This window comes from Vibrio crassostreae (genome assembly GCF_041439375.1).
GTDB lineage: Bacteria > Pseudomonadota > Gammaproteobacteria > Enterobacterales > Vibrionaceae > Vibrio > Vibrio crassostreae_D.
Map to the genome: position 1 here is coordinate 87007 of NZ_JBGONY010000005.1, position 23485 is coordinate 110491.

Consider the following 23485-nt stretch of genomic DNA (forward strand, 5'->3'; position numbering starts at 1 on the left):
AGAGTCCATCAACTTGTTCTATTTTGTGTCATTTAGGCGCGCAAATGATAGCTCAATTCCGTTTCAGTGAAAACTTTTCAGCACACTTCGTTTACATTTTTGCAAGGTAGTTAACATGTCTACTCGCTCACGCAGCGCATCTCGTTCAGACAAACCGGCTCGTTCTGGTGCAACATTAAAACAAAGCGGTAATAGACAGAGCCGAAGCAGCGATAAAAATAACACTGGCAGTTCGCACATAAAGCAACACTCCAGTAAGCACCGATATAAAGGTAAATCAACCAACACAAAACCTAAGGTGGCAATCGAAGATCGCAAAGTGATTCTGTTCAATAAGCCTTTTGATACTCTCAGCCAGTTCACTGATGGTGAAGGGAGAAAAACGCTAGCTGACTTTATTCCAGTGAAAGACGTTTATGCTGCAGGTCGCCTTGACCGCGACAGCGAAGGGTTAATGGTCTTGACCAATGATGGGATATTTCAAGCGAAGCTCACTCAACCCAACTCAAAATCCCCAAAGACTTACTGGGTACAGGTTGAAGGCGCACCTTCTGAGGAAGATTTAGATAAATTGAGAAAAGGTGTCGAGCTAAAAGACGGTATGACACTGCCTGCTCAGGTTGAGGTGATGTCTGAACCTGTTGTGTGGGAAAGAACCCCGCCAGTGCGTTTCAGAGCGGCAATACCGACAACATGGTTAGCGATTACTATCATTGAAGGGCGTAACCGTCAGGTAAGACGAATGACAGCAAATATCGGCTTCCCTACCCTGCGACTTATTCGCTATTCAATGGGTAATATGAACGTGGGTCAGCTCCAGCCTGGTGAGTGGAAAGAGATCTAAAGTAATAATTCGATAAGTAGAGAAATGGTCGCTATATAAGCGGCCATTTTTATATGCGTTGATAAATTTCAGGCACAAAAAAGCCAGTCCTAAGACTGGCTTTTACAGCTTTACTTAACTAAGAGTTAGACTATTAGAAGTAGTAGTAAGCAGCTGCGAATACGTGAGTTTCTTCATCAACGTTATCGAAACCAGAGTCTAGCTCTTGTTTGATATCGATACCCATGTCAATTTTGTCGCTAAGAGTGTACATAGCAGCAACGTTCATGTAAGACTGGTCGATATCTGAAGCAACGTTAGACTCAGTAGTGTTAGTTGCGTAACCAGCAGCTAGAGTAAGTTGCTCTGTTAGTGCGTAACCAGCAGAAGCGTAGAAGCCTGTTAGTTTTAGGTCAGTTGTGTTGTTTTCAACACCAACTTTACCATCATCAATCCAAGCGTTAAGACCTAGTTTTAGTTTGTCTAGAGTTACGTTACCAGAAACAGAAGTTACTGTGTAATCAGAGTCTTCACGAGCTTCGTAGCCAGCGTAGATGTTAAACATTTCTTGCTCTACACCGATGTAACCATTGTAGCCCATTTCGCCTTTATCGCGGTTATCATCAGTATCGAAAACAGAGATACCGTAAGCGATACCAGAAGTAGCACCTTGGAATTTAGCTACATTGAAGCCATCAGAAGCATCACCAGCAGAAGCACCGAATTCATAAGTCATGTCGCCAGCGCCATCAACTTTATCTAGTGCTGTATCATTTTCCCAACCAAGAGAGATAACACCAGCATCAGTAGTAAAACCTAACCATGCTTTATCTACGTCAGTAGAAGGGCCTGATTGGATATCAACTTTTTGCTCATCAGAGCTGTAGTTTAGCTCTAGGTCAGTTTCGAAGTAACCAACCCAACGGTTGTTTTTGTAGCTAATAGCAAGAGTTAGACCAGTAGCCCAATCATCGTAGAATGCTTTAGTACCTGTATCGTAGTAACCACCAACACCCCATGCACCAGACACAGAGAATTGGTCTTTATGCATGTCGTCGAATTCAAAAACTGGCTTAGAGTTTTGAGAGCTTGTTTCAACTGCAAACGCAGAAGTTGATACCGCTGCGATAGCTAGCGCTAATAGAGTCTTTTTCATAATAAATCCACTGCCTTTTCTAAGAATGGGAGATCCTTGCCCGGTTCCCTTTTATTTATTGCGACTGGTCATTACCACTCTTTGTTGGTTAATCACCGTCACTAAATTTCGAGGTCTAGATTGCAAAAGATTATCCTGCGTGTCAAATAAACTAAAAACAAACCTAAAAAAAACACAAACCAATCAAAATCAAACACTTACATTTTTTTTTATCATTTTACGAGCAGCTTATCCTTAGTTTTATCAGCAAATATAATAATCCAAAAAATGTAACAAATAGAATTTAACTCCAACAACAACTCAAATAACAGCCAATCAGTAGAATTTAACACCTATAGGTCAGTGTTTTTTAAAATTTATATTTCACAACATAAATAAAAACGTTAAGTTCCTGATGGTTCAGTTTTTTTTTGTGAACAAGATCTACCTTTGATTCAAAAGCAAGCTATTTTGCGGTAAATGTACCGACTAGTGATATGTGCTACTATCCTCGCTCCGTTACGTAGGTCACAGTATGCTAACTACTAAAATTCAAAAATCTATTCGCACCAGTTATCAAAACCTCCAAGATCAGTTGGACAACTTTGTACCTCGACGTGCTCAAAATTACCTTGTTGCAGAAATAGCGAAGACACTTTGTGGTCAATACCACAAAAGTAATCGCATGATTGTTGCAGAGGCAGGAACAGGGATTGGAAAATCGCTGGCTTATTTAATGGCTACTATTCCAGTAGCAGTGCTCAATAACCGAAAAATAGTTATTTCAACAGCGACAGTTGCGCTACAAGAACAGCTCGTTAACAAAGATCTCCCTCTATATAGAAGACTGACTGATAGAGAGTTTTCTTTTATATTAGCTAAGGGCAGACAGCGTTATTGTTGTTCCGAAAAGCTAGCTGCTGCTTGTGGAGTTGATGGTGGTCAAATGGCCATGTTCGAATCTAAGCCAAAAAAGAAAGATATCGACCAACTTCAAACTATGTACCGTAGCTTGACTCAAGGTAAATGGGATGGTGACCGCGATTCGTGGCCAAAACCTATCGACAATATGATTTGGCAGATGATCGTCAGTGATAAGCACAGCTGTAACAACAGTATGCCGACTCATCGAGACTGCCCTTTCCAAAAAGCACGCTCGGAGCTGGATAAAGCAGACGTGATTATCGCCAATCACAGTTTAGTGATGGCTGATGCTGACTTAGGTGGCGGCGTAATACTGCCTGAGCCAGAAAACAGCATCTATATATTCGATGAGGCTCACCACTTACCACACGTAGCCAGAGATCACTCTTCTGCAGCGGCAAGCTTAAAAGGTGCCGCATCTTGGTTAGAGCGCTTGAATCAATCCATCACCAAGCTTTCGGGCTTGGCGGATGAAAAGCGAGTGGGTCGATTTAGAAATGAATTGCAGGATTCTGTACAACAGCTAATTCCTACTCTGACTCAGCTAAGCAAGCAGTTTGACGCCACCCATTTTGAAGATGGATTGTACCGTTTTGAACATGGTGACTTACCTGAGTGGCTAGAGAATGAATCTAAAGATCTCAAGCAACTCACACAAAAGGCGAGCCAAGCGGTTGCGAAGATTGCAGACCTTATTGCTGAACGTGTTAAAGATGGAGAACTTTCAGCAAAGCTAGCAGAGCCTGCGCTTGCGGAGATTGGCTTCTATATACAAAGAACAGAAAACCTTGCTCAGGTTTGGCGCTTAATGGCCGAACCTAAGCGCGAGAAAGGAGCCCCTTTGGCGCGCTGGCTTGAACTCAATAAAGAGAGCGAAGGCGATTTTGTTGTCAATGTTTCTCCGCTTGAGGTTGGCTGGCAACTTGACCAACAAATCTGGAGCCGCTGTGTCGGTGCGGTGCTTGTTTCTGCAACCATGAGAGCACTCAACTCCTTCAGCTTTTTCTGTCACCAAGCAGGAATCAGTCAAAAAGAAGACGACGGCGTGCAATTTCTGGCTTTGGCATCACCGTTTGATTATCAGAATCAAGCAGAGCTGATCGTGCCAGCCATGAAATACGAACCGCAAGCGCCTCAGTTTACCGAATATCTTATTGAAATTTTGCCTAAGGTAATAGAAGACAACAAAGCCAATCTCGTTCTATTCTCTTCTTACTGGCAAATGAATAAAGTTGCAGAAGCTTTGGCAACAGATTTCGTTAAAAAGTCATGGGCTTTACAGGTTCAAGGTGATACTTCACGCACCGAAATCCTAAAAAAACATAAAAAGCTCATAGACCAAGGTAAAACAAGCGTTCTTTTTGGAACTGGCAGCTTTTCAGAGGGTCTTGATCTACCTGGAGAGCTTCTTGAAAACCTGGTTATTACCAAGATTCCTTTTGGCGTTCCTACGTCACCTGTAGAACAAGCACATTCAGAATATATTGAATCACGTGGCGGTAATCCTTTTATGCAGATTACTGTTCCAGAAGCGAGTAAAAAGCTTATTCAATCTGTCGGTAGACTACTGCGTAAGGAACGAGATTCTGGTAAAGTCACGATCCTTGATAGACGCATAGTCACGAAGCGATACGGGAAATCCCTACTCGACTCACTACCGCCTTTTAAAAGAACAATAAAATACTAATTTTCCTACCCGAAAGGTAGTTATGGGCCAGTTATCGCTAGGCCCTGCATTCACAACCCAACATGATTAATCCATCGATTATTCGTGTGGCTGCCCTAACAGCCGATAACGAGAACACTAGCTATTTATGGAAATGATTGAGCCAACCATGTTGGTTATCCTCGCTCTGGTTGCATTTGCAGCGGGCTTTATTGATGCCGTCGCCGGTGGTGGTGGGATGTTAACCGTTCCAGCTTTACTGTCGCTTGGCCTGCCGCCACATATCGCGCTAGGGACGAACAAGCTCGCTGCAACATTTGCCTCATCGACAGCGGCTTTTACTTACTATCGCAAAAAGCTATTTAAGCCAGAATGTTGGATCAATGCATTCATCGCCACCTTGATAGGTGCAACAATTGGTACTTTAACAGTTGATGCAATCAGCACTGAGTGGTTAGAGAAAGTACTACCATTAGTTATTCTTGCTGCAGCGGTCTATACCATTTTTCACAAGACGCCGAATGCCAATCACAACGTGTCACCGAAACCTTGTCCTGTGCTCAAGAAAAAGCAAAAGTACCAAGGATTCATTCTGGGCTTTTACGATGGCGTCGCAGGCCCGGGAACTGGCGCGTTTTGGACAGTAAGTTCTATGGCTCTTTACCGCCTAAATATCTTGCTTGCTTCAGGCCTATCCAAAGCAATGAACTTTACCAGTAACTTCACTTCTTTAGTGACCTTTGCAATTCTTGGTCATATTGATTGGGTTCTTGGTTTAACCATGGGTGTTTGCTTAATGGCCGGAGCGTTTGTAGGGGCACACTCTGCAATTCGTTTTGGTGCGACGTTTATACGACCGGTTTTTGTTACAGTTGTAAGCGTACTTGCAATTAAACTGGCTTACGAAGCGTGGTTTGTAAACTTATAGCCACCAACAAACGAGAAGCAAAATGAATCAGTTTTCAAAGCTCAAAAGCGTTATTGATACCTTGATTGGCCATTGCTCTCAGGTCGATAAGTCTCGTGGCGCTTATCATCAAGCACTGTTTGATAGAGCCTTGTTTAAGTGTGGAGCATCGACTCTTCTTCCTTATGCCCTTGAAACTCAGGCAACTTATAACACCATTATTCGTGAACAGAGCACCAATCAACTCACTTCATCACGAGCGAATTACCTGACTGAAAGGCTGACCAACCAGATTGCAGCGATTCAACGAGAGTTAGCCAATCACGATTTGCGCCTAGACAGGAAAAGTAAATCAGGAAAAAGCTTAAACGACTTATACAACGAACTCGCACAACACCAAGATTGGCAAAAGCGGCTCGTCGATTTAGTTCAAACACGAAAGTTAGCGTTTGATTCAGCGCCACGCCACCATAAGAAAAAAGCGGAAGAGGCTTGGCAACTCGCAAAAGAACGATTGGAACGCTGTGAGGACTCAATGAAGAACATTGAGAGATTGATTAACTTAGAGAACCCTAAGCGAAATGAGCACTGATAACACATCATCACCACTGGATAACGCACCTGAAGAAGTTAAGTTAGCTGTCGACTTGATCTACTTACTCGAAAGCAACGAGATCGACCCAAAGGTTGCGTTAGAAGCAATTAAGATTGTCCAGCAAGATTTACAAGCCAAACTAGCATCTAGCATCTAGCATCTAGCATCTAGCATCTAGCATCTAGCATCTAGCAAAAAATATACAGGATTCACATGTACCAACTTAGCTTTTCTATGCCCGAGTTTCTTGAAAATTACTGGCATAAGAAACCAACCATCTTAAAAGGTGGCTTCCAGAACTTCGTCGACCCAATTTCGCCGGAAGAACTTGCTGGTTTATCGATGGAAGAAGAAGTGGATTCTCGCTTTGTTTCTAACCTCGACAACAAATGGACAGCCGAACACGGTCCATTCACTGAAGAGAAGTTTGGTGAACTCACTGAAACACATTGGCAATTGATCGTTCAAGCAGCCAACCATTGGCATCAAGGTGCAAATCAGCTGACTGAAGCGTTCCAACAATTACCAAACTGGTTGTTCGACGATCTCATGATTTGCTACTCAGCACCGGAAGGCGGTGTTGGCCCTCATATTGATCAATACGATGTATTCATAATTCAAGGCCAAGGTAAACGTCAATGGAAAGTGGGCGCGAAAGATGTTGGTCAGTACAAAGAGACCGTTCAAGCGTCTGCTCTACGCCAAATAGAAGGCTTTGAGCCAATCATTGATGAAACCTTAGAGCCGGGCGATATCCTTTATATCCCACCAGGTTTCCCACATGAAGGGAACACATTAGAGCCGTCGATGAGCTACTCTATTGGCTACCGTTCCCCTAAAGAGCAAGAGCTAATCAGCAACTTTGCCGATTTTGTGCTTGCTCATGATATGGGTGACGTACACCTGCACGATCCAGAATTCAAAACGCAAGAAGGCTACGGCAAAATTCGTTCATCGGATTTAAGCAATCTCACTGACATGTTGAAATCAGCACTAGAGCAACCTGAAACCATCAGTGAATTCATGGGTTGTCTGCTAAGCCAATCACGCCACCAGCTTGATCTCGTCGCTCCTGAGCCATTATGGACTCAAGAAGAGATTGCTCAACACTTGGAGTCTGAAGGCGAGATCCACCGTGTATCTGGCTTAAAGGCGCTCTACCACGAAAATGAAAACAACACGGCTTACATCAATGGTGAAGTGGTGAAGGTTGAAGAAGCGGATTCTTCATTACTCAACATACTTTGCGATGAAACCGTGATTACTTCAGCTGCTGCTCTATCTCCTTCGGGCGTAACGGTCGTGACTGAACTGGTGAACAAAGGCTACTGGTTTATCGAAGAGTAAGCAGCGTCAACCGCTGGTTATTGACCAGCTTCTAAAGCAACAAATAAAAAAGGGACAAATGAAATCTTCATTTGTCCCTTTTTCTATTCAAGAATTAGTTAAGGCTTAATGCTTATACCTTGAAAAACTATACCTTGAACTGATTAACCAACTTCTGTTGTTGTTGAGACAGTTCGTCAATCTCATTACCGACTTGCTCAGAAGCTGCGGCTTGCTCCAAGATCTTCGCACTCAAGTCGCGAATGTTAACCACGCTTTGGTTCACTTCACCAGAAACCGATTGTTGCTCTTCGGCTGCTCGAACAATCTGACTGTTCATGTCACTGATCGCCTCAATAGAAGTAAAGATCGAACCCAGATCTTCAACCGCTTTTTGAACATGTAGCGCTGTATCATTGGCAAGAATATTACCTTCTTGGATCGCTTCCACCACGTCTTGCGTACCCGCATGGACCTTATCGATCACCGCTCTGATCTCCCCAACGGATGATTGTGTGCGGCTTGCTAGGTTTCTTACTTCATCAGCAACAACCGCAAAACCTCGACCTTGTTCACCTGCCCTCGCCGCTTCAATCGCCGCGTTCAGTGCCAGTAGATTAGTTTGCTCGGAGATCCCTTCAATAACACTTAAGATTTCAGTGATGTTACCGTTATTTTTAGCCAATTCTTCAACAATAGGTACAGCGCTCGACATACGCTCCACCAGCTTTCTCATTTCACCGGCTGAAAGCTCAATAACTTGTTGCCCTTGCTGAGCTGAACGATTCGCTTCGCACGCTGCATCAACGGCCACTTCTGCATTTTGTACCACTAAGCCCGCAGTTTGAGTCATCTCTTCTGCCGCTGTTGCTACCAGATCGACTTCTTTAAATTGAGACTCACTGCTTTCTCGAGTGCTTGATGCCGATGCTTTAGCCTGGCTTGTCGTACTCGCCACTTGCTCAGTGGTATGAATGACTTCTTTGATCGTGTGTTGTAGCTTATCTAGAAACAGATTAAAGCCTTTCGCTAGCTGGCCGATTTCATCCTGAGATTTCACTTCTAAGCGCTGAGTCAAATCGCCTTCACCAGAAGCGATATCGTTCAGTCGCTCCACTACCTGACGAATCGGTTTCACAATAGACAATGAAGCAAACGCGATAATGGCTAGACCAAAAACGATAAAGACCATACCGGCAATCACTTCTGTTCTGATACCTTCACTTAGCTTGGTGCTAATGATGGAATCCAATTTGTTTGCATCAGCGACGACACTTTCTCTCGGTATCTCAAACAACACACCCCAAGTTTGATTAGCTGCAACAACAGGTGCAAACGCAAGTAACCACTCGCCATTCTCACTCCATTGCGTTGTTACTTCGCCGCCGAAGATAAAATCGGTCATTCGATCGCTATTGGTGTTATCACTTTGGAAGGTAGAACCGACTGCAATACTTGAATCATCAGAAGCGATGACTGAACCATCTAGGCTAACCACATAAACTTTACCAGCACCATCAAATAAGCTCTGATCAGATTGAGTGACCACACTCGTTAAGCCATCGAGTCTTAAGTCAATCCCAAGAAAACCAATTGCAACATCATCAACTAAAATAGGAACTGAAATCGAAGATGTCAGAAGTGCTGTACCACCACTATTAACGACTCTAGGTGTGCTGATACAGGTTTGCCCAGAAGATAAAGGACAGTAAAAGCGTTCGCTATTACTGTTGTCACCCAATGTTGATTCTGAAAGTACGTTCGAAAGTACATTCTCACCGTTGTCTGCCACCTTCCAATAAGGTGCAAAACGGCCTTTTTCGTTAGAGCCGACATAATCGGCATCCACATAGTTCGCGTCTTCACTATCGAGCAAGTCTGGTTTAAAGACTAAGTAAGCCCCTTGGATCGAATCAAAGTTTAAAACTGAACGACGCACCATTTCGTCCAACGCAGTACGAAGCTCTTCACTTGGGGTAAAGTTTTCATCGGCATTGTTCTTTAGAAACTGAGCATTCGCCGCTAGCATCTCAGCACGATAAATAGCTTCGTCGACGTAACGTTGAGTTTCTTGAGCATTGAGCTGAGAAACAGACGCCAATAACTGCTGAGTTTTATTGATAACTGATTCTGAGCTTTGAGATTTGATGACTTGTTGATTACTCGTTGCGTTGTAGATCGAGAAACCAATAAGAGACAGTGAAGTAATGATTAGGCAACAACCTGCTAAGAGAGTTATTTTCCACTGTACCGATAGAGAGCGCATTTAATATCCTTATTTAAGCCAAAAGACTTCCATAACCATAACTATCACACCGACAACAAATTGCTGTACACAATGTAAATGAGTTAGACGAATAGCTTAGCGAATAATTACAGCACAAATCGCTTACATATAAAACGAAAGTTTACATAAATGTTAACAAGCCATGCCTTTTACCTATTGCTTCTGCGATTTCAAAATAATCTACTCATACAATCATTGCCAATAGGCCTATTGCTCTAACATTTTGGGTATAACCTAGCATCGATATTTCAAGGAAGCTGACTCTCCCTACATCTTTAAAACGCCGCAATTTCGGATTACTTTTTCTAATCCAAGTTATAGATTTTTATCTTGATCAACTTCACATTTTTTGATTGCTAAGTCGGCAATCAAGCTCTAATATCTCGCGCCTAGATTCCCTGAATACTTTATTCTTTTGGCTCTCTTTAATGGAGTGCTAAGGCTTTTTACGTCTTTAATTTTTGGAGAGATACGCAAATGTCTGCCTCGTTTCCATTAGCGAAACTTACCTTTTTAATCGCTATTCTGACAGCCGTAGGTCAAATGACTCAAACGATGTACGTGCCTTCTATCGGTCATATGGCGGGTGAGTTCTTGGTTTCTGCGTCTTCACTTCAAGCTGTGATGGCGTGCTACTTGATCCCTTATGGTCTGTCGCAATTTGTCTACGGCCCGCTTTCTGATCGCCTAGGTCGTAAACCTATCATCGTGGTAGGTTTGATCATCTACATCATAGGTAGTTTGGTAGCCTTATTCGCTCATGAGTATCAATGGTTCCTAGCGGGTAGCTTTATCCAAGGCTTAGGCATTGGTTGTGGCGGTGCGATGTCTCGAACATTGACTCGTGACTGTTTTGAAGGCGTAGAACTGCATCGTGCAAATAGCTTAATCAGCATGTGTGTGATTTTCTCACCATTGATGGCTCCTGTTTTAGGCGGTTACTTAACAGAAGCTTTCGGTTGGCGTTCTAGCTACTTGTTCCTCGCACTGTTTGGTATCGCGGTTGTGATCACCATGATGACGAGCATGATGGAAACTCTGCCAAAAGAACGACGCAAAAATGAGTCTGTTGTAAACAGCTACAAATTCGTTCTGTCTGACAAACGCTTCCAAGGTTTCCTACTAGTTCTAGTAGCAACATTCGCGGGGGTCGCAGTATTTGAAGCCGCGGCTGGTGTATTACTTGGTGGCGTACTAGGTTTACCTGCAACCACAGTCAGCTTGTTGTTTGTTTTGCCTATTCCGGGTTACTTAATGGGTGCTGGTCTATCGAGTTACATCGCACAACGTCGCTCTGAGCGTCGCGCACTGAATGTTGGCCTAGTGTCGATCTTAGTCGGTTCAGCCGTGGTGCTGATACCGGGTCTGTTTGGTCAAACAACAGCATTAACTTTGATTGGCGGTGCAACCATTTACTTCTTGGGCGCTGGTATCTTATTCCCAGCAGCAACAACGGGAGCACTTTCGCCATTCCCATACCACGCAGGTACAGGAGGCGCGATCTTAGGGGGTATGCAGAACCTAGGTGCTGGTATCGCAACACTATTGGCATCGTTCTTCCCAGCTCAAGATCAACTGCCGCTCGGTTGCCTGATGATTGCTATGTCATTTATCGTGATGCTTGGTTTACGTTGGGTCAATCGCAAGCCTGACCACTCAAACGAAATGCCATTGGCTATCTAAAGTAAAGCTCGAATCCAGCCCAAACGAAGAAAAGGGACATACTGATAAGTGTGTCCCTTTTTTGTTGCCCGTTTTCCCTCACCTCACGCCTGCCTAAATTTCATTTAACATTACTTTGATTTTTTGAAAACAATAACAGACACTTACGTTGAAAGTGCATATCCAGAATCCAATTATAAATAACATCACTGGAAGAAAACTAACCACTAACTAAAGGATGCTGGCATTAAAACGAGTAAGGTGCACATTAAGGATCTACAGATGCGTTTCGCTTTAACCACATTAGCCGTATCGGCCGCGCTTGTCGCCGGATGCAGCAATCAAGGAATAACAACCATGAAACACTACTCTCCATCGCAACTCGTCGCTCAGCAGACACAAGCTCCTGTTGCTAAGAAAGTCCCTCATGCAATGACGATTCATGGTGATACTCGAATCGATAATTACTACTGGATGCGTGATGATGAACGCCAAGATCCAGAGATCTTGCAACATCTTGAACAAGAGAACCAGTACGCAGAGACCGTGCTGAAGCATACAGAATCAACACAAAAACAGTTATTTGAAGAGATAAAAGGCCGAATCGCGAAGGACGACAATTCGGTACCGGTGCGTAAAGGCAGCTACTACTACTCGAATAAAGTCACAGGTGACAACGAATACCCAGTACACTTGCGAGAAAAAGACTTTTTAGGTACAGACAAGCAAGTCATCTTAGACGTTAATGAACTAGCAAAAGAACATGAGTTCTTCAGTATTGACGGCTTAACGATCAGCCCAGACGAAAACTTGTTGGCCTATGGCGAAGATACCCTGAGTCGCCGCATTTACACCATCAAGATTAAAGACCTCATGACAGGTGAATACCTAAACGACGAAATTGAAGGTGCTTCGAGTGCTATCGCGTGGCAAAACGACAACCAAGCCTTTTACTACATCAAGAAAGATCCACAAACACTGCTAGGTTACCAAGTTTACCGCCACGTTTTAGGCACACCTCAAACAAGCGATGAGTTAATCTACGAAGAAACCGACAGCGCTTACTACACCTCATTGAGTAAAAGCAAAGATGGTGAACAGGTCTATATTTGGCACTCGAGCACAGAAACCAGTGGTGTGTCAGTCATCGATGCCAACAACCCAAAGGCTAAAGCCGAAGCTTTCTACCCAAAAGAGACTGGAATTGAGTACAGCATTGCTAAATTGGGTGATTGGTATTACATCTACACCAACTACCAAGCGGTCAACTTTCGTTTAATGAAAGTCGCAGCCGAAGAGATGCATGACCGCTCAAAATGGGTCGATGTCATTGCAGCAGACGATAACACTCAGCTTGTTGATTTCGAGTTGTTTGATGACCATCTTGTTTACGAGCAACGTGCGGATGGCTTGTCTAAAGTCACGGTTCGCCAACTCTCAACAGGTAAAGAGTTCCCACTTAAATTTAACGACACCGCTTTCGCCGCTTACTTAACGAGTAACTATGAGTTAGATAACTCAAAAGTTCGAATCTATTACAGCAGCTTGACTACGCCTGGAACTTACTATGATTTCGACCTAAGTACAGGTGAGTCTGAAATCAAGAAGCAAACACCCGTATTAGGTGATTTCAAAGCGGATAACTATCAATCAGAGCGAATCATGGTAACGGCTCGCGATGGTAAGCAAGTACCTGTCTCTTTGGTCTATCGCAAAGACTTATTCAAAAAAGACGGCACTAACCCAATTTACCAATACGGCTACGGATCTTACGGTTCAACCATTGAACCGACCTTCAGCTCGACTCGTCTCAGCCTGCTTGATAGAGGCTTCGTTTTTGCGATCGCTCACATCCGCGGTTCAGAAATGCTAGGGCGCCCTTGGTATGAAGACGGCAAAAAGCTGACCAAGCAAAACACGTTCAATGACTTTATCGATGTAACTAAGGGCCTAATTGAAGAAGGCTACGGCGCTAAAGATAAAGTATTCGCAGTGGGCGGTTCAGCTGGTGGTCTACTAATGGGAGCGATCATCAACCAAGCGCCTAATTTGTATAAAGGTATTGGAGCACATGTTCCTTTTGTGGACGTAGTAACAACCATGCTTGACGAGTCGATCCCTCTTACGACTAACGAATACGACGAATGGGGCAACCCTAACAATAAAGCCTACTACGATTACATGCTGAGTTACTCACCGTACGACAACATCAAGGTACAAAACTACCCGAACATGTTGGTGACAACAGGCCTACATGATTCACAAGTACAATACTTTGAACCAATGAAGTGGGTGGCGAAACTGCGTGAAATGAAAACAGATAACAATGTACTGGTGTTCAAAACCGACATGGAAGCTGGTCACGGTGGTGCATCTGGGAGATTTAAACGACTAAAAGAAGACGCACTCGAATACGCCTTCTTTTTAGATTTACTCAAGACTCAATAGATTCAACGTAAGTCGTCACGTCGTTTTATGTCGCCATTTTGTCTCTACAAATGGCGACATACATTATTAAGCATGGTTAAATACGATTAACTATCAAACTCACCAAATCAAATAATCTTTGCTGCACTATAGGCAAAGGTTTACGAGAGGTATAAAAATAAATGAAAGTAATTAGCTTCAACATCAACGGCCTAAGAGCCCGCCTTCACCAACTGCAAGCTATTATCGACAAACACCAACCGGACGTAATTGGCCTGCAAGAGATAAAAGTACACGATGAAGCCTTCCCTATTGCTGATGTTGAGGCGATGGGCTATAAGGTTTACTTTCACGGCCAAAAAGCACACTACGGTGTGGCTATGCTGTGTAAGCAAGAGCCAATCTCTGTTCAGAAAGGTTTTCCAACCGACAATGAAGACCATCAAAAGCGTATGATCATGGCAACGTTTGAAGATGAAAACGGTGAAAAGGTTACAGTACTAAATGGTTACTTCCCTCAAGGGGATAACATCAAACATGAAACCAAATACCCTTACAAGCGTGAGTTCTACAAAGACTTGATGACTTACCTAAACGATTACCACAATAAAGATGAACAAGTGATCGTAATGGGCGATATCAATATCAGCCCTATTGATGCTGACATCGGCATTGGTGAACCTAATGCGAAACGTTGGCTGAAAACCGGTAAGTGTTCTTTCCAACCAGAAGAGCGCGAATGGTTGAAAACATTGATGGATTGGGGGTTTGTGGATAGCTTCCGTTTACTGCACCCTGAAGTAAACGATCAATACTCTTGGTTTGATTACCGCTCAAAAGGTTTCGTGGACAACCGTGGCCTTCGTATTGACGTGGTACTAGCAACTCAAAAGCTTGCTGATAAGTGTACTGAAGCAGGCATCGACTACGAACTACGTGGTATCGAAAAACCATCAGACCACGCTCCGATTTGGTCGACGTTTAAATAGTCATTTTTAGGTAACAAAACTTAGCCAGATCAAGTAGCAAGCAAATAGTACTCACAACGCTGATCAGAAGCTAATAACGAAAGAGAGGAGATAATATCTCCTCTCTTTTTATTCGTGACTCTACCTGTCATATACCTAGTTAAGCGGCCAAATGGTCGTGCCGTCAACGTCTAACGGCGTCTTAGCAAACTCATCTAAACAATATCCTTGATTAGACGATGCAAAATATGTCAAAGGCATGTTACTTAGACTAAGAGCTGTGACTTGTTGCTTCGCTTTATCACTGAAACTAAATCCCCACATATCTAAGTATTGCGTCATATTCCGTTCTGCAACGTAACTCAATGCGATAAGCAACCAATCATTGTTTGTAATATCTACCGCTTCTTGTCTCGTATAATCTGAAAAACCAATCGAGCCTTTTCGATCGTTCCAAAGTTCATCACCGCCTTTCAAGCGATTAAACTCTCTCTCAATCAAGTGCAAGCGCCCTAATAAATGCCAACCCGAATTCAATACACCCTGGTGCTCTGCAAGCATCATCATTTGAATGTAGATACGAGCTCCCCAACTCCAACCAGTTTGATTTTGAGCCGCCATAGAAGCACTTGGATCAGGTTGAGTCCGACTCTGCTGTAAAAGCTGATACTGCCCTTTAAAATCTAAGCCTTGGCAAGACGATACTTTTCCTGTGTCTTTATAATATTTTGATTTACTAAAATACGAATAGTAGTTCGTTGTAGAGTGCCCATCCCAACCGCTAAACCTAAATCGACCACGCTCTAAGCCATGCCCTAACTCGTGAAGATCACCATGCCCTAATGGATGAAACGACCAGTAGGCATCATACGGGTTTCCTGAACAACCATAGCCACAGTTAGCTTGGTCTGCGTTCATATGCTTTACAATATCAATGGTCGCAATTTCCCAACCTTTTGCCTCTCCGTATTGATGTATTTCAGCAATTTCATCAATACCCGGCCCTTTAAAGCCTGCAAGTGCATGAGGAAAGTTATGTACATAACGCTCTGTGGCGAGAGCCATATCATGAGGCTGAGCCCAGTCAGCAGCACTGATAGATTCCTTCATTTTGTCCAACTTAGAATGAACCTCAAACCCCGGAGTAATGAGCTCAGCCCAATCAAACTTTCCTTCTTCAAGCTGTGCAACAAAGCTTTCGTTGTCTGCTTCACTGCGCCAGACAGGATGCTGCGCGACATTCTCAAAACGCAGCTCCACATCAATATCATTAGTATCAAAATGAACCTGTAACGTCCCACCATAAGCAGACGTGAGATAAATCGTCTCTCCCGGGTTCACAGGATAGGCTACCGAGGTTAAAAACTTTGGTCTAGCATAGCCATCATCGCCCGAAAACTCGTGAGTAGCTCCACTACGTAGCGTATTAAATGCTATCGATGTAGCTACTTCATTGCTGTCCAAACGAGTCACTTTGATCGTCTTACCAGGCAAAGCATACACGCCTGCCGCACGGAAACTTCTCTTAGACTCTAGGGTTATATTTTGGCTTACTAGAGAGGCATCCTCAAAAGTCTTGGTGCTAAAATTACCTAAGTTTGGTTGTGCCGCATTATACAAACGGCTGTTGTATGCGGCGTAATCACTATAGTAAGAACGAAGAAACTCGATTCTCTCCGTTACACCTTTACCCATCGGGTACTGAACATCTTGGCGATAACGATCCGCAAGTAACAGTAACAACTTTTCATATTCGTAATCATCGGTTGCAAACAGGTCTATTTTTTTACTATCAAGAGTCGTTAGGTGTGAACGAATACTGTTCGCCGCAGTATAGAACTCTTCATCCATATTGGAATCGTCAGGGCAAGATTTGTCCTCACACAAATTCAGGTCAACGGTGAAACTGTTGTCTTTCAATCGCTGTAAAAGCGCTTGTTGCTGGACAATATTACCCGGTATTTGATCAATCAGTTGTGTAGAATCCCAGTTCGACAAACCTAGCTTGCGCCAATAGTTATCGCCAACGTACGTCATGTGCATTTCTGCAAATAGTGCGTTACCTAAGTCCGTCATACCGCCATCAAGATGTAGGTATAACACTGGAATATTTTTACTGAACGCCAAGCGTAAACCTGAAATCACATCTTCAATGTCATCGCCATCATTTAACTTTTGAGACAAAACTAGCAAGTCAGGGTTATTGGCTTCAAGACATTGGCTTAATTTACTGCCATCACAAGTATTGTCAGCGTTGATAACCATAGAAGCGTTAACATTGTCGGTTAACCAGTTTCGTGTCGCTTGGTCATCAGGAAAGTAATGAGATTGATCAAGCTGAGCTAACACAACATTTTGTGGCGAGTCAGTACTAGAAGCCCACCGAACCAAGTTCTTCAACCAAGTATCCATCTCTTCGTTGACAGAACTTGGAAAGCGCTGCTTAGTTCGAAACGGGTTGCTTGCTAATGCGGCATAGCGGCTGTCGTCTGATGTATAACCCGCAATACCAATGACAAGCTCTTGGTCGGCATAGCCATCTTGCATCGCTTTATTGGTTTTCAAGATGATATCGTTAAAACCATAGGTAGGTAAGATAATTGCCGTATCATGTGTTGGATCCCAATGAAGACTACGTAGAGGTTCCCCTTCAGCGTTTAGGGATAAAGCTTGCTTAATATGATTGTAGGCCGAGTTGTATTGAGCGACTAACGCTTGGCTTGCATCAATGAACTCTTTGGAATCAGTCACATAAGAAGCGTCACCTGTGGACAACGCCTTTTGAACAGCAGTTTGTGGAACTGGAGTGATACCAGGCTCACCACTTCCGTCGCCTTCGTTTCCTTCTCCTCCGGAACCACCAGAACCACCAGAACCACCAGAACCACCAGAACCACCAGAACCACCAGAACCAGTTTGAGCACTTTCACCGCTACCACCACCACCACCACCACCACCACCGCATCCTAAAAGTGATAACGCGATAACACAAACAACCAAGCTCAATAGTAAGTTACTCTTTTTCATCATTATTCCATACAACAACAAAATTTTTTCGAGTCTATCTACCACCATACCTAAAGCAATTAATCTCATGAATATGTTAGTTTAATTTGAAGCAAGGTAACTATTTCGATAGAAGGTAAGTAATTGAAAGCTTCAAGGATTCAAAAGCTCACAATACTTGTTTGGTGCCATTAAAAACGGCGCTATAGAAGCGCCGTTTTATTCACTATGATTTATAGAGGATGCTATTAGCTAAGAGGTCTAAGGTAAGCAAGGAAACGTTTCTCCGCGAATTTAAAAATCGCGATGATGATAAACGTTAGCGCCATGTAGAACAGGCCTGCCGTTAGGAAAGACTCGAATGGAGCGTAGTAACGTGAGTTAACCAAACGAGCTGCACCAGTTAGATCCATAATAGTTACGATACCTGCTACCGCAGAGCCGTGAAGCATGAAGATGACTTCATTACTGTAAGCTGGTAGTGCGCGACGTAAAGCACTTGGTAAAATGATACGACGGTAAGTCTTCGGTGTACTCATGCCATACGCTTTTGCTGCTTCAACTTCACCTTTCGGTAACCCGTTAATCGCACCGCGAATGATCTCTGCTGTGTATGCTGATGTGTTAAGAATGAATGCCACCAGAGCACAGAACCAAGCGTTTTCCCATAGTGTATCTTTCACTGGGAAGAATTGATCCATACCGTAATAAATCAGGTACAACTGCACCAATAACGGCGTACCACGGAAGAAATAGATGAACGACCAAGCCGGAGCGTTAATCATCATATTTGGACTGTTACGAGCGATAGCTAATGGTATGGCGACGAATAAGCCAATAATCAAAGCGACGCAAACCATCCAAGCTGTTGTCCATAAACCACCAAGGTAAATCGGCAGGCTTTCAATTATCAATGAAAAGTCCATAACTACCTCGCATGGATACTGAATTTACGTTCAACCAGCTTAAGTAAGCCTGTCGAAACACTGGTGAAGAATAAGAAGATAAGTGCCACCGTCATATAGAAGGTAAATGGCATTTTGGTTGAACCTGCCGCCAATGCGCTAACACGGACCATGTCTTCTAGGCCGATAATCGAAACCAATGCGGTAGTCTTAAGTAGAACTAACCAGTTGTTACCAAAGCCTGGCAATGCATGACGAATCATTTGCGGTAATAAAATACGACGGAACGCTAAAACAGGTCCCATGCCATAGGCCTTTGCCGCTTCCATTTCACCGCTATCAACTGCCATGATAGCACCACGGAAGGTTTCAGCCATGTAAGCGCCAAAGATAAAGCCAATGGTTAAGACACCAGCAATAAATGGGCTGACATCAATATAATCAGGTAAGTAAGAGGTCCATTCGTGATTAGGATCACTGGATGAGAACCACTCATTGAGCCACTCATTGATGGAATACAAACTGTTGTTTAAAAGGATTTGTCCACCAAAGAAAATCAGCATCATCAAGACAAGATCAGGAATGCCTCGAATAACAGTTGTATAGAGGGTTGCAATAGCACGAGCCCAGCGATAAGGCGCTAGTTTTGCTAAGGCACCTAGCATACCAAGAACCATAGCTAAAATTAGCGACAGCAAGGCAACTTCGATTGTAAGCACCGCCCCTTTCAGGATCGAAGCTTCATATCCTTGTAAATCAAACATAATGAATTCCAACAGAACTGCGAAAAAGTTGGTAGACAGGGAGAGGAGAACCTCTCCCTTAAGAAGTGACGCTAGAGATTACTGGCCGTATACGTCGTAGTTAAAGTACTTAGCAGCGATATCTTGGTAGATGCCTTTTTCACGTAGTGAAAGGATTGCAGCATCCAATTGCTTAGTCAGATCTTTATCTTGCTTACGTAGAGCAATACCAAAACCTTCACCGAACCACTTAGGATCTGTTAGTGATGGACCAACAAACTCGTAAGCTTCACCACCAGCTTTGTTTAGTACGCCTTCTTCTAGAGCAGATGCATCACCCAGTACAGCAGCAACACGACCGTTAGCTAGATCAAGGTAAGCTTCATCAAATGAACCGTAACGAACGATCTCTACTGTGTCGCCGTAGTTATCTGTTAGGTACTTGTCGTGAGTTGTTGCTCGTTGAACGGCAATTTTTTGACCACTTAGATCATCAAAATTAAGGCCTGCACCTTTTTTAGCGATGAACTTGTTCGGGATAAGTGCGTATTTACCAGTGAAGTCGATCTTTTTCTTACGCTCTTCCGTGATAGACATTGCCGCGATGATCGCATCATATTTACGAGCAAGTAGAGAAGGAATAATGCCATCCCAGTCTTGTGCAACGATCTTACACTTCACCTGCATTTCAGTACAAAGTGCGTTAGCCATATCGACATCGAAGCCTTTCAGTGAACCGTCAGCTTCTGTCCAGCTAAATGGAGGGTAAGCACCTTCAATACCGAAACGTACTGTTTTCCATTCTTTTGCTTGAGCTACGCCCGTTGCAGCAGTTGCAGCAAGTGCCGCGACTAATAACCACTTTTTCATATCCCTACTCCTGTGATTTAGGTTTTTATGTTTTGCTAGTTTTAATATTGTGTTTGTTGTTACTTATTAACTTACTTGTTGTGTTTTATTGTTAACACCGTCACTGTTTACCTTGGCGGCGGTATTTCAATTCTGATTAGTAAATCGATGAGATAAATTGCTGTAATCGCTCAGATTCAGGTTCCGTAAACAGTTTAGCTGGATCACCCTGTTCTTCCACTAGACCTTGATGCAAGAACATCACATGGTTAGATACATCACGAGCAAAAGCCATTTCGTGAGTTACCACAAGCATGGTTCTTCCCTCTTCTGCTAGATCGCGCATTACACCAAGCACTTCGCCTACTAACTCAGGGTCTAATGCCGATGTCGGTTCATCAAACAGCATCACTTCAGGATCAACCGCTAGCGCTCGCGCAATCGCAGCACGCTGTTGTTGGCCGCCAGACAAATGACCCGGGTAGTAATCTTTACGCTCATACAGACCTACTTTCTTCAATAGTAGCTCTGCATTTTCAATCGCTTGTGCTTTAGGTACACCTAAGACGTGAACAGGCGCTTCGATAACATTTTCGAGAACGGTCAGGTGAGACCACAGATTGAAACCCTGAAAAACCATCGCCAGACGAGAACGGATTCGCTGTACTTGTTTTTCATTGGCAGGCACAGAAACACCCTGGCGGTTGTTTTTCATTTGAATTAATTCACCATTAACCCAAATCTCGCCTGCGGTAGGTGTCTCTAACAAGTTGATACATCTAAGGAAAGTACTTTTACCCGACCCTGAAGATCCGATAATCGATACTACATCGCCTTTATGCGCAGAAAGTGAAATTCCCTTTAAAACTTCATTTTGACCAAACGTTTTGTGTAGATCCTTTATGTCCAGCGCTGGTACATCTTTCATGCGCTTTCTCTCCCAAGTTTGTGAAAATGCAAGGTACTCCGACCTTTTCATGCGATACAAACTAGCACCACACGGAATAACATGCAACAAATTATTAACCTAATAATTTGGAATAAATAGCGATTCACTCTGACTTATTATGCAAAAGGTAGCGTTTTCACCTCAATTTAATGAATGAGTTCTATCAATAAGCTGTAATTAGCCCCCTTACATTGTTTAAATAAAGTTAATCAAAATGAGATTCTCGTAGCTTGATGTCTCACAAGAAAAACAGGTTTTGTGAACTTAGAAACATTGCAACCGGCAAAACATAGCGCGCACATTCAACACATCACCTCTCTATAAATCACAATTATTTTGAGGTTACTGCATTGTAAGCATTTTAGTCAGAATACAGAGCAAGTGAGTAATAGTGAGATAACTCAGTAAACAAGGAGCATTCAATTGATGCCAGAGCGGTAAAGGCTCAAAGAAGATAAGAAAACGACAGTTTGTGAAAACTAATTACACGATTCATCAATGGGAAGTTAATGAATCGCTGCGTTTTGTAGCTTTCTTTCACATACACTCATAAAGTGATCAAGATCAATCACCCTAAAGGGTAAGCTTGTTAGACTTCTCAGCAAAGAATAAGGCATTAAAAATGCCAAACATTTCTTTTAACTTAGCTGCATAAAGCACATCAAGACCGTGCAACATAATGTTAATGAGTTATAACTAAGAAATAACGCAATTACGCGAACTTATAGAATTCAATTTTAGAATTACTAACATAAAAATATGAGGAATCTATGTCAGACGTTGTGAACAATGCGAACTCTGAAGTAGAAGAGAAAAGCTATAAAGAGCTACACCGCCCTGCTTCTGAGTTTGAGAGCCGCTCAGATTATCTAGATCATGAGCTTCAGATCATGAAGCCTCGCCGCTTCGGTTTAAACCTTCCTGGTCGTGACTTCCGTTTTGAACTTGAAGACCTTGTTCCTGCACTTGCTGGTACCATTGGTATCATCGCGATGTACTCAGCAGTAATGATGTCTTGGGCTGATGGCCTAACTCAAGCTTGGGATCACGTAAACCTTGGTAAAGAGTTTGCGATTGAAGTCGCTCGTGTAGAAATGCTTATCCCTGCACTGCTGTTCTGTATCCTTGCTTCTGGTTTCTTTAACCCTAAAGCAAACCTTGCCGGTAACCACGGCCCAATGATTCCTCTTATTGGTACCATCGCTCTAGCTGGTGCTCACCCTCTTGCATTGGCAATCCTTATCGGTGTCTTCGGTCTAATCCTAAGTTTCCTAAAAGGCGGCTCCAAGCTGGTTAACCTGACTTCGGAAGGTACCGCTGGTGGCTTGCTTATCTTCTTAGGCCTAACGGGTACCATGAGCCAAATCAACTCGATTCAAACATGGGCGGTTGGTCTTCAATCTTCTACTGTTGAAGCGGGCAGCATGGGTTACGTTGGTTTAATCGTTCTTGCTATTACTATAGCTATCTACGCTTTCCTAGCAAAAGTGAACAAGCGTTGGTTAGCTATCCCAGTTTGTGCATTCACAGGCCTTGCTATTGCATTGGCGTTAGGTGCTGGTTTCGATATCGTGTTCGAAACTGAAATGGGTATTCCGAACCTAAACCCAGTTTACTGGTGGGGTTCTACTTCTGAAGGTTGGATGCTTGGCTTGCCAAACGTTGAACACTTCATCGCTTCTCTACCATTCGCAATTCTTGCAGTAGCAATGTGGTCACCTGACTTCTTAGGTCACCGTATCTTCCAAGAACTGAACTACCCTAAAAAGTCTGAAAAAGTACTTATGGACGTAGATGACACAATGACTATGTGTTCAGTTCGTCAAATGGTGGGTACTGCAGTAGGTGGTGGTAACATCACTTCTTCTTGGGGTACTTACATGATCCCAGCAGCAATCGCGAAACGTCCAATTCCTGGCGGCGCAATTTTGCTTGGTTCTCTATGTATTATTGTTGCGATTCTTGGTTTCCCAATGGACGTTGCGGTATGGCCACCAGTGATGCGTGTTGCGCTACTTGTAGGTGTATCTCTTCCTCTACTTGAAGCGGGTATGCAAATGGTTAAGGATTCAAAAGATTCTCAAGCAGCTGGTATCTGTATCTTCGGTTCAGCGGTTGTTAACCCAGTATTAGCATGGGCACTGACTATGCTTCTTGATAACAACGGTCTAATTGGTGATAAAGAACGTGCGAAGCGTCTATCATTTGTAGACAAGATTGTTATCCCAGTTGGCGTTTTAGTTATCTGTCTAGTGGCAATGCTTGCAGTTGGTATGCTAGAAAGTCAATATGGCCTAAAAGCTTGGCTATAAT

17 protein-coding genes are annotated in these 23485 nt (G+C 43.3%); 10 read left to right on the forward strand and 7 right to left on the reverse strand.

The annotated features are described in order from the left end of the window. Positions 1-115: 115 nt before the first annotated feature. Positions 116-844 carry a pseudouridine synthase gene (locus ACED45_RS04060; RefSeq protein WP_371713353.1) on the forward strand — a complete coding sequence of 243 codons (729 nt, stop codon included), beginning with the start codon at positions 116-118 and terminating at the stop codon, positions 842-844. 133 nt (positions 845-977) lie between these two features. On the opposite strand, the gene ACED45_RS04065 is transcribed toward ACED45_RS04060, so the two are convergent. Beyond that, the gene (locus ACED45_RS04065) at positions 978-1979 is read right to left on the reverse strand and encodes a porin (RefSeq protein WP_108020658.1); all 1002 of its coding nucleotides are present in this window, start codon (positions 1977-1979) and stop codon (positions 978-980) included. A gap of 514 nt (positions 1980-2493) precedes the next feature. On the opposite strand from ACED45_RS04065, the gene dinG reads away from it, so the two are divergent. The 5 genes from dinG to ACED45_RS04090 all read left to right on the forward strand — a co-directional run bounded on the left by dinG (position 2494) and on the right by ACED45_RS04090 (position 7397). Beyond that, entirely contained in the window at positions 2494-4569 is a 2076-nt protein-coding gene (gene dinG / locus ACED45_RS04070) for an ATP-dependent DNA helicase DinG (RefSeq protein ID WP_371713354.1), read from the forward strand. Positions 4570-4696: 127 nt separating this feature from the next. Continuing rightward, positions 4697-5476 (forward strand): sulfite exporter TauE/SafE family protein, encoded by a 780-nt coding sequence (locus tag ACED45_RS04075; protein WP_048659683.1) that lies wholly within the window; start codon positions 4697-4699, stop codon positions 5474-5476. 22 nt (positions 5477-5498) lie between these two features. After that, a complete protein-coding gene (locus ACED45_RS04080) occupies positions 5499-6047 on the forward strand; it encodes a primosomal replication protein (RefSeq protein ID WP_048659684.1) in 549 nt (182 codons plus the stop codon). Further along, positions 6037-6207, forward strand: coding sequence for a pleiotropic regulatory protein RsmS (gene rsmS, locus ACED45_RS04085; RefSeq protein ID WP_017111064.1), 171 nt, complete (start codon positions 6037-6039; stop codon positions 6205-6207). The genes ACED45_RS04080 and rsmS overlap by 11 nt, the downstream gene beginning before the upstream one ends. 56 nt (positions 6208-6263) lie before the next feature. Continuing rightward, on the forward strand, positions 6264-7397 hold the full coding sequence (locus tag ACED45_RS04090; protein WP_333918251.1) for a ribosomal protein uL16 3-hydroxylase: 1134 nt from the start codon (positions 6264-6266) through the stop codon (positions 7395-7397). Between the two features lie 127 nt (positions 7398-7524). Here the strand turns inward: ACED45_RS04090 and ACED45_RS04095 are convergent, their stop codons facing one another. Beyond that, the gene (locus ACED45_RS04095; RefSeq protein WP_371713355.1) at positions 7525-9642 is read right to left on the reverse strand and encodes a methyl-accepting chemotaxis protein; all 2118 of its coding nucleotides are present in this window, start codon (positions 9640-9642) and stop codon (positions 7525-7527) included. Between the two features lie 498 nt (positions 9643-10140). On the opposite strand from ACED45_RS04095, the gene emrD reads away from it, so the two are divergent. The 3 genes from emrD to xthA all read left to right on the forward strand — a co-directional run bounded on the left by emrD (position 10141) and on the right by xthA (position 14741). Further along, positions 10141-11346, forward strand: a complete 1206-nt coding sequence (emrD, locus tag ACED45_RS04100; RefSeq protein WP_371713356.1) for a multidrug efflux MFS transporter EmrD — start codon at positions 10141-10143, stop codon at positions 11344-11346. A 336-nt stretch (positions 11347-11682) separates the two neighbouring features. Then, positions 11683-13773 carry a S9 family peptidase gene (locus ACED45_RS04105; protein WP_371713369.1) on the forward strand — a complete coding sequence of 697 codons (2091 nt, stop codon included), beginning with the start codon at positions 11683-11685 and terminating at the stop codon, positions 13771-13773. Positions 13774-13934: 161 nt separating this feature from the next. Further along, entirely contained in the window at positions 13935-14741 is an 807-nt protein-coding gene (gene xthA, locus ACED45_RS04110; RefSeq protein ID WP_048607429.1) for an exodeoxyribonuclease III, read from the forward strand. A gap of 135 nt (positions 14742-14876) precedes the next feature. On the opposite strand, the gene ACED45_RS04115 is transcribed toward xthA, so the two are convergent. The 5 genes from ACED45_RS04115 to ACED45_RS04135 form a co-directional block, all read right to left on the reverse strand. After that, positions 14877-17747, reverse strand: a complete 2871-nt coding sequence (locus tag ACED45_RS04115) for an ImpA family metalloprotease (RefSeq protein WP_371713357.1) — start codon at positions 17745-17747, stop codon at positions 14877-14879. 227 nt (positions 17748-17974) lie between these two features. Further along, a complete protein-coding gene (locus ACED45_RS04120) occupies positions 17975-18652 on the reverse strand; it encodes an ABC transporter permease (protein ID WP_060982332.1) in 678 nt (225 codons plus the stop codon). A gap of 2 nt (positions 18653-18654) precedes the next feature. After that, positions 18655-19395, reverse strand: a complete 741-nt coding sequence (locus ACED45_RS04125) for an ABC transporter permease (RefSeq protein WP_146492202.1) — start codon at positions 19393-19395, stop codon at positions 18655-18657. 78 nt (positions 19396-19473) lie between these two features. Then, entirely contained in the window at positions 19474-20244 is a 771-nt protein-coding gene (locus ACED45_RS04130) for an ABC transporter substrate-binding protein (protein WP_048659693.1), read from the reverse strand. Between the two features lie 136 nt (positions 20245-20380). Then, positions 20381-21151: an ABC transporter ATP-binding protein gene (locus ACED45_RS04135; RefSeq protein WP_004736532.1), complete on the reverse strand. Its 771-nt coding sequence runs from the start codon at positions 21149-21151 to the stop codon at positions 20381-20383. 791 nt (positions 21152-21942) lie between these two features. Here ACED45_RS04135 and ACED45_RS04140 point away from each other — a divergent pair. Continuing rightward, a complete protein-coding gene (locus ACED45_RS04140) occupies positions 21943-23484 on the forward strand; it encodes a DUF3360 family protein (RefSeq protein WP_048664665.1) in 1542 nt (513 codons plus the stop codon). Position 23485 lies beyond the last annotated feature (1 nt).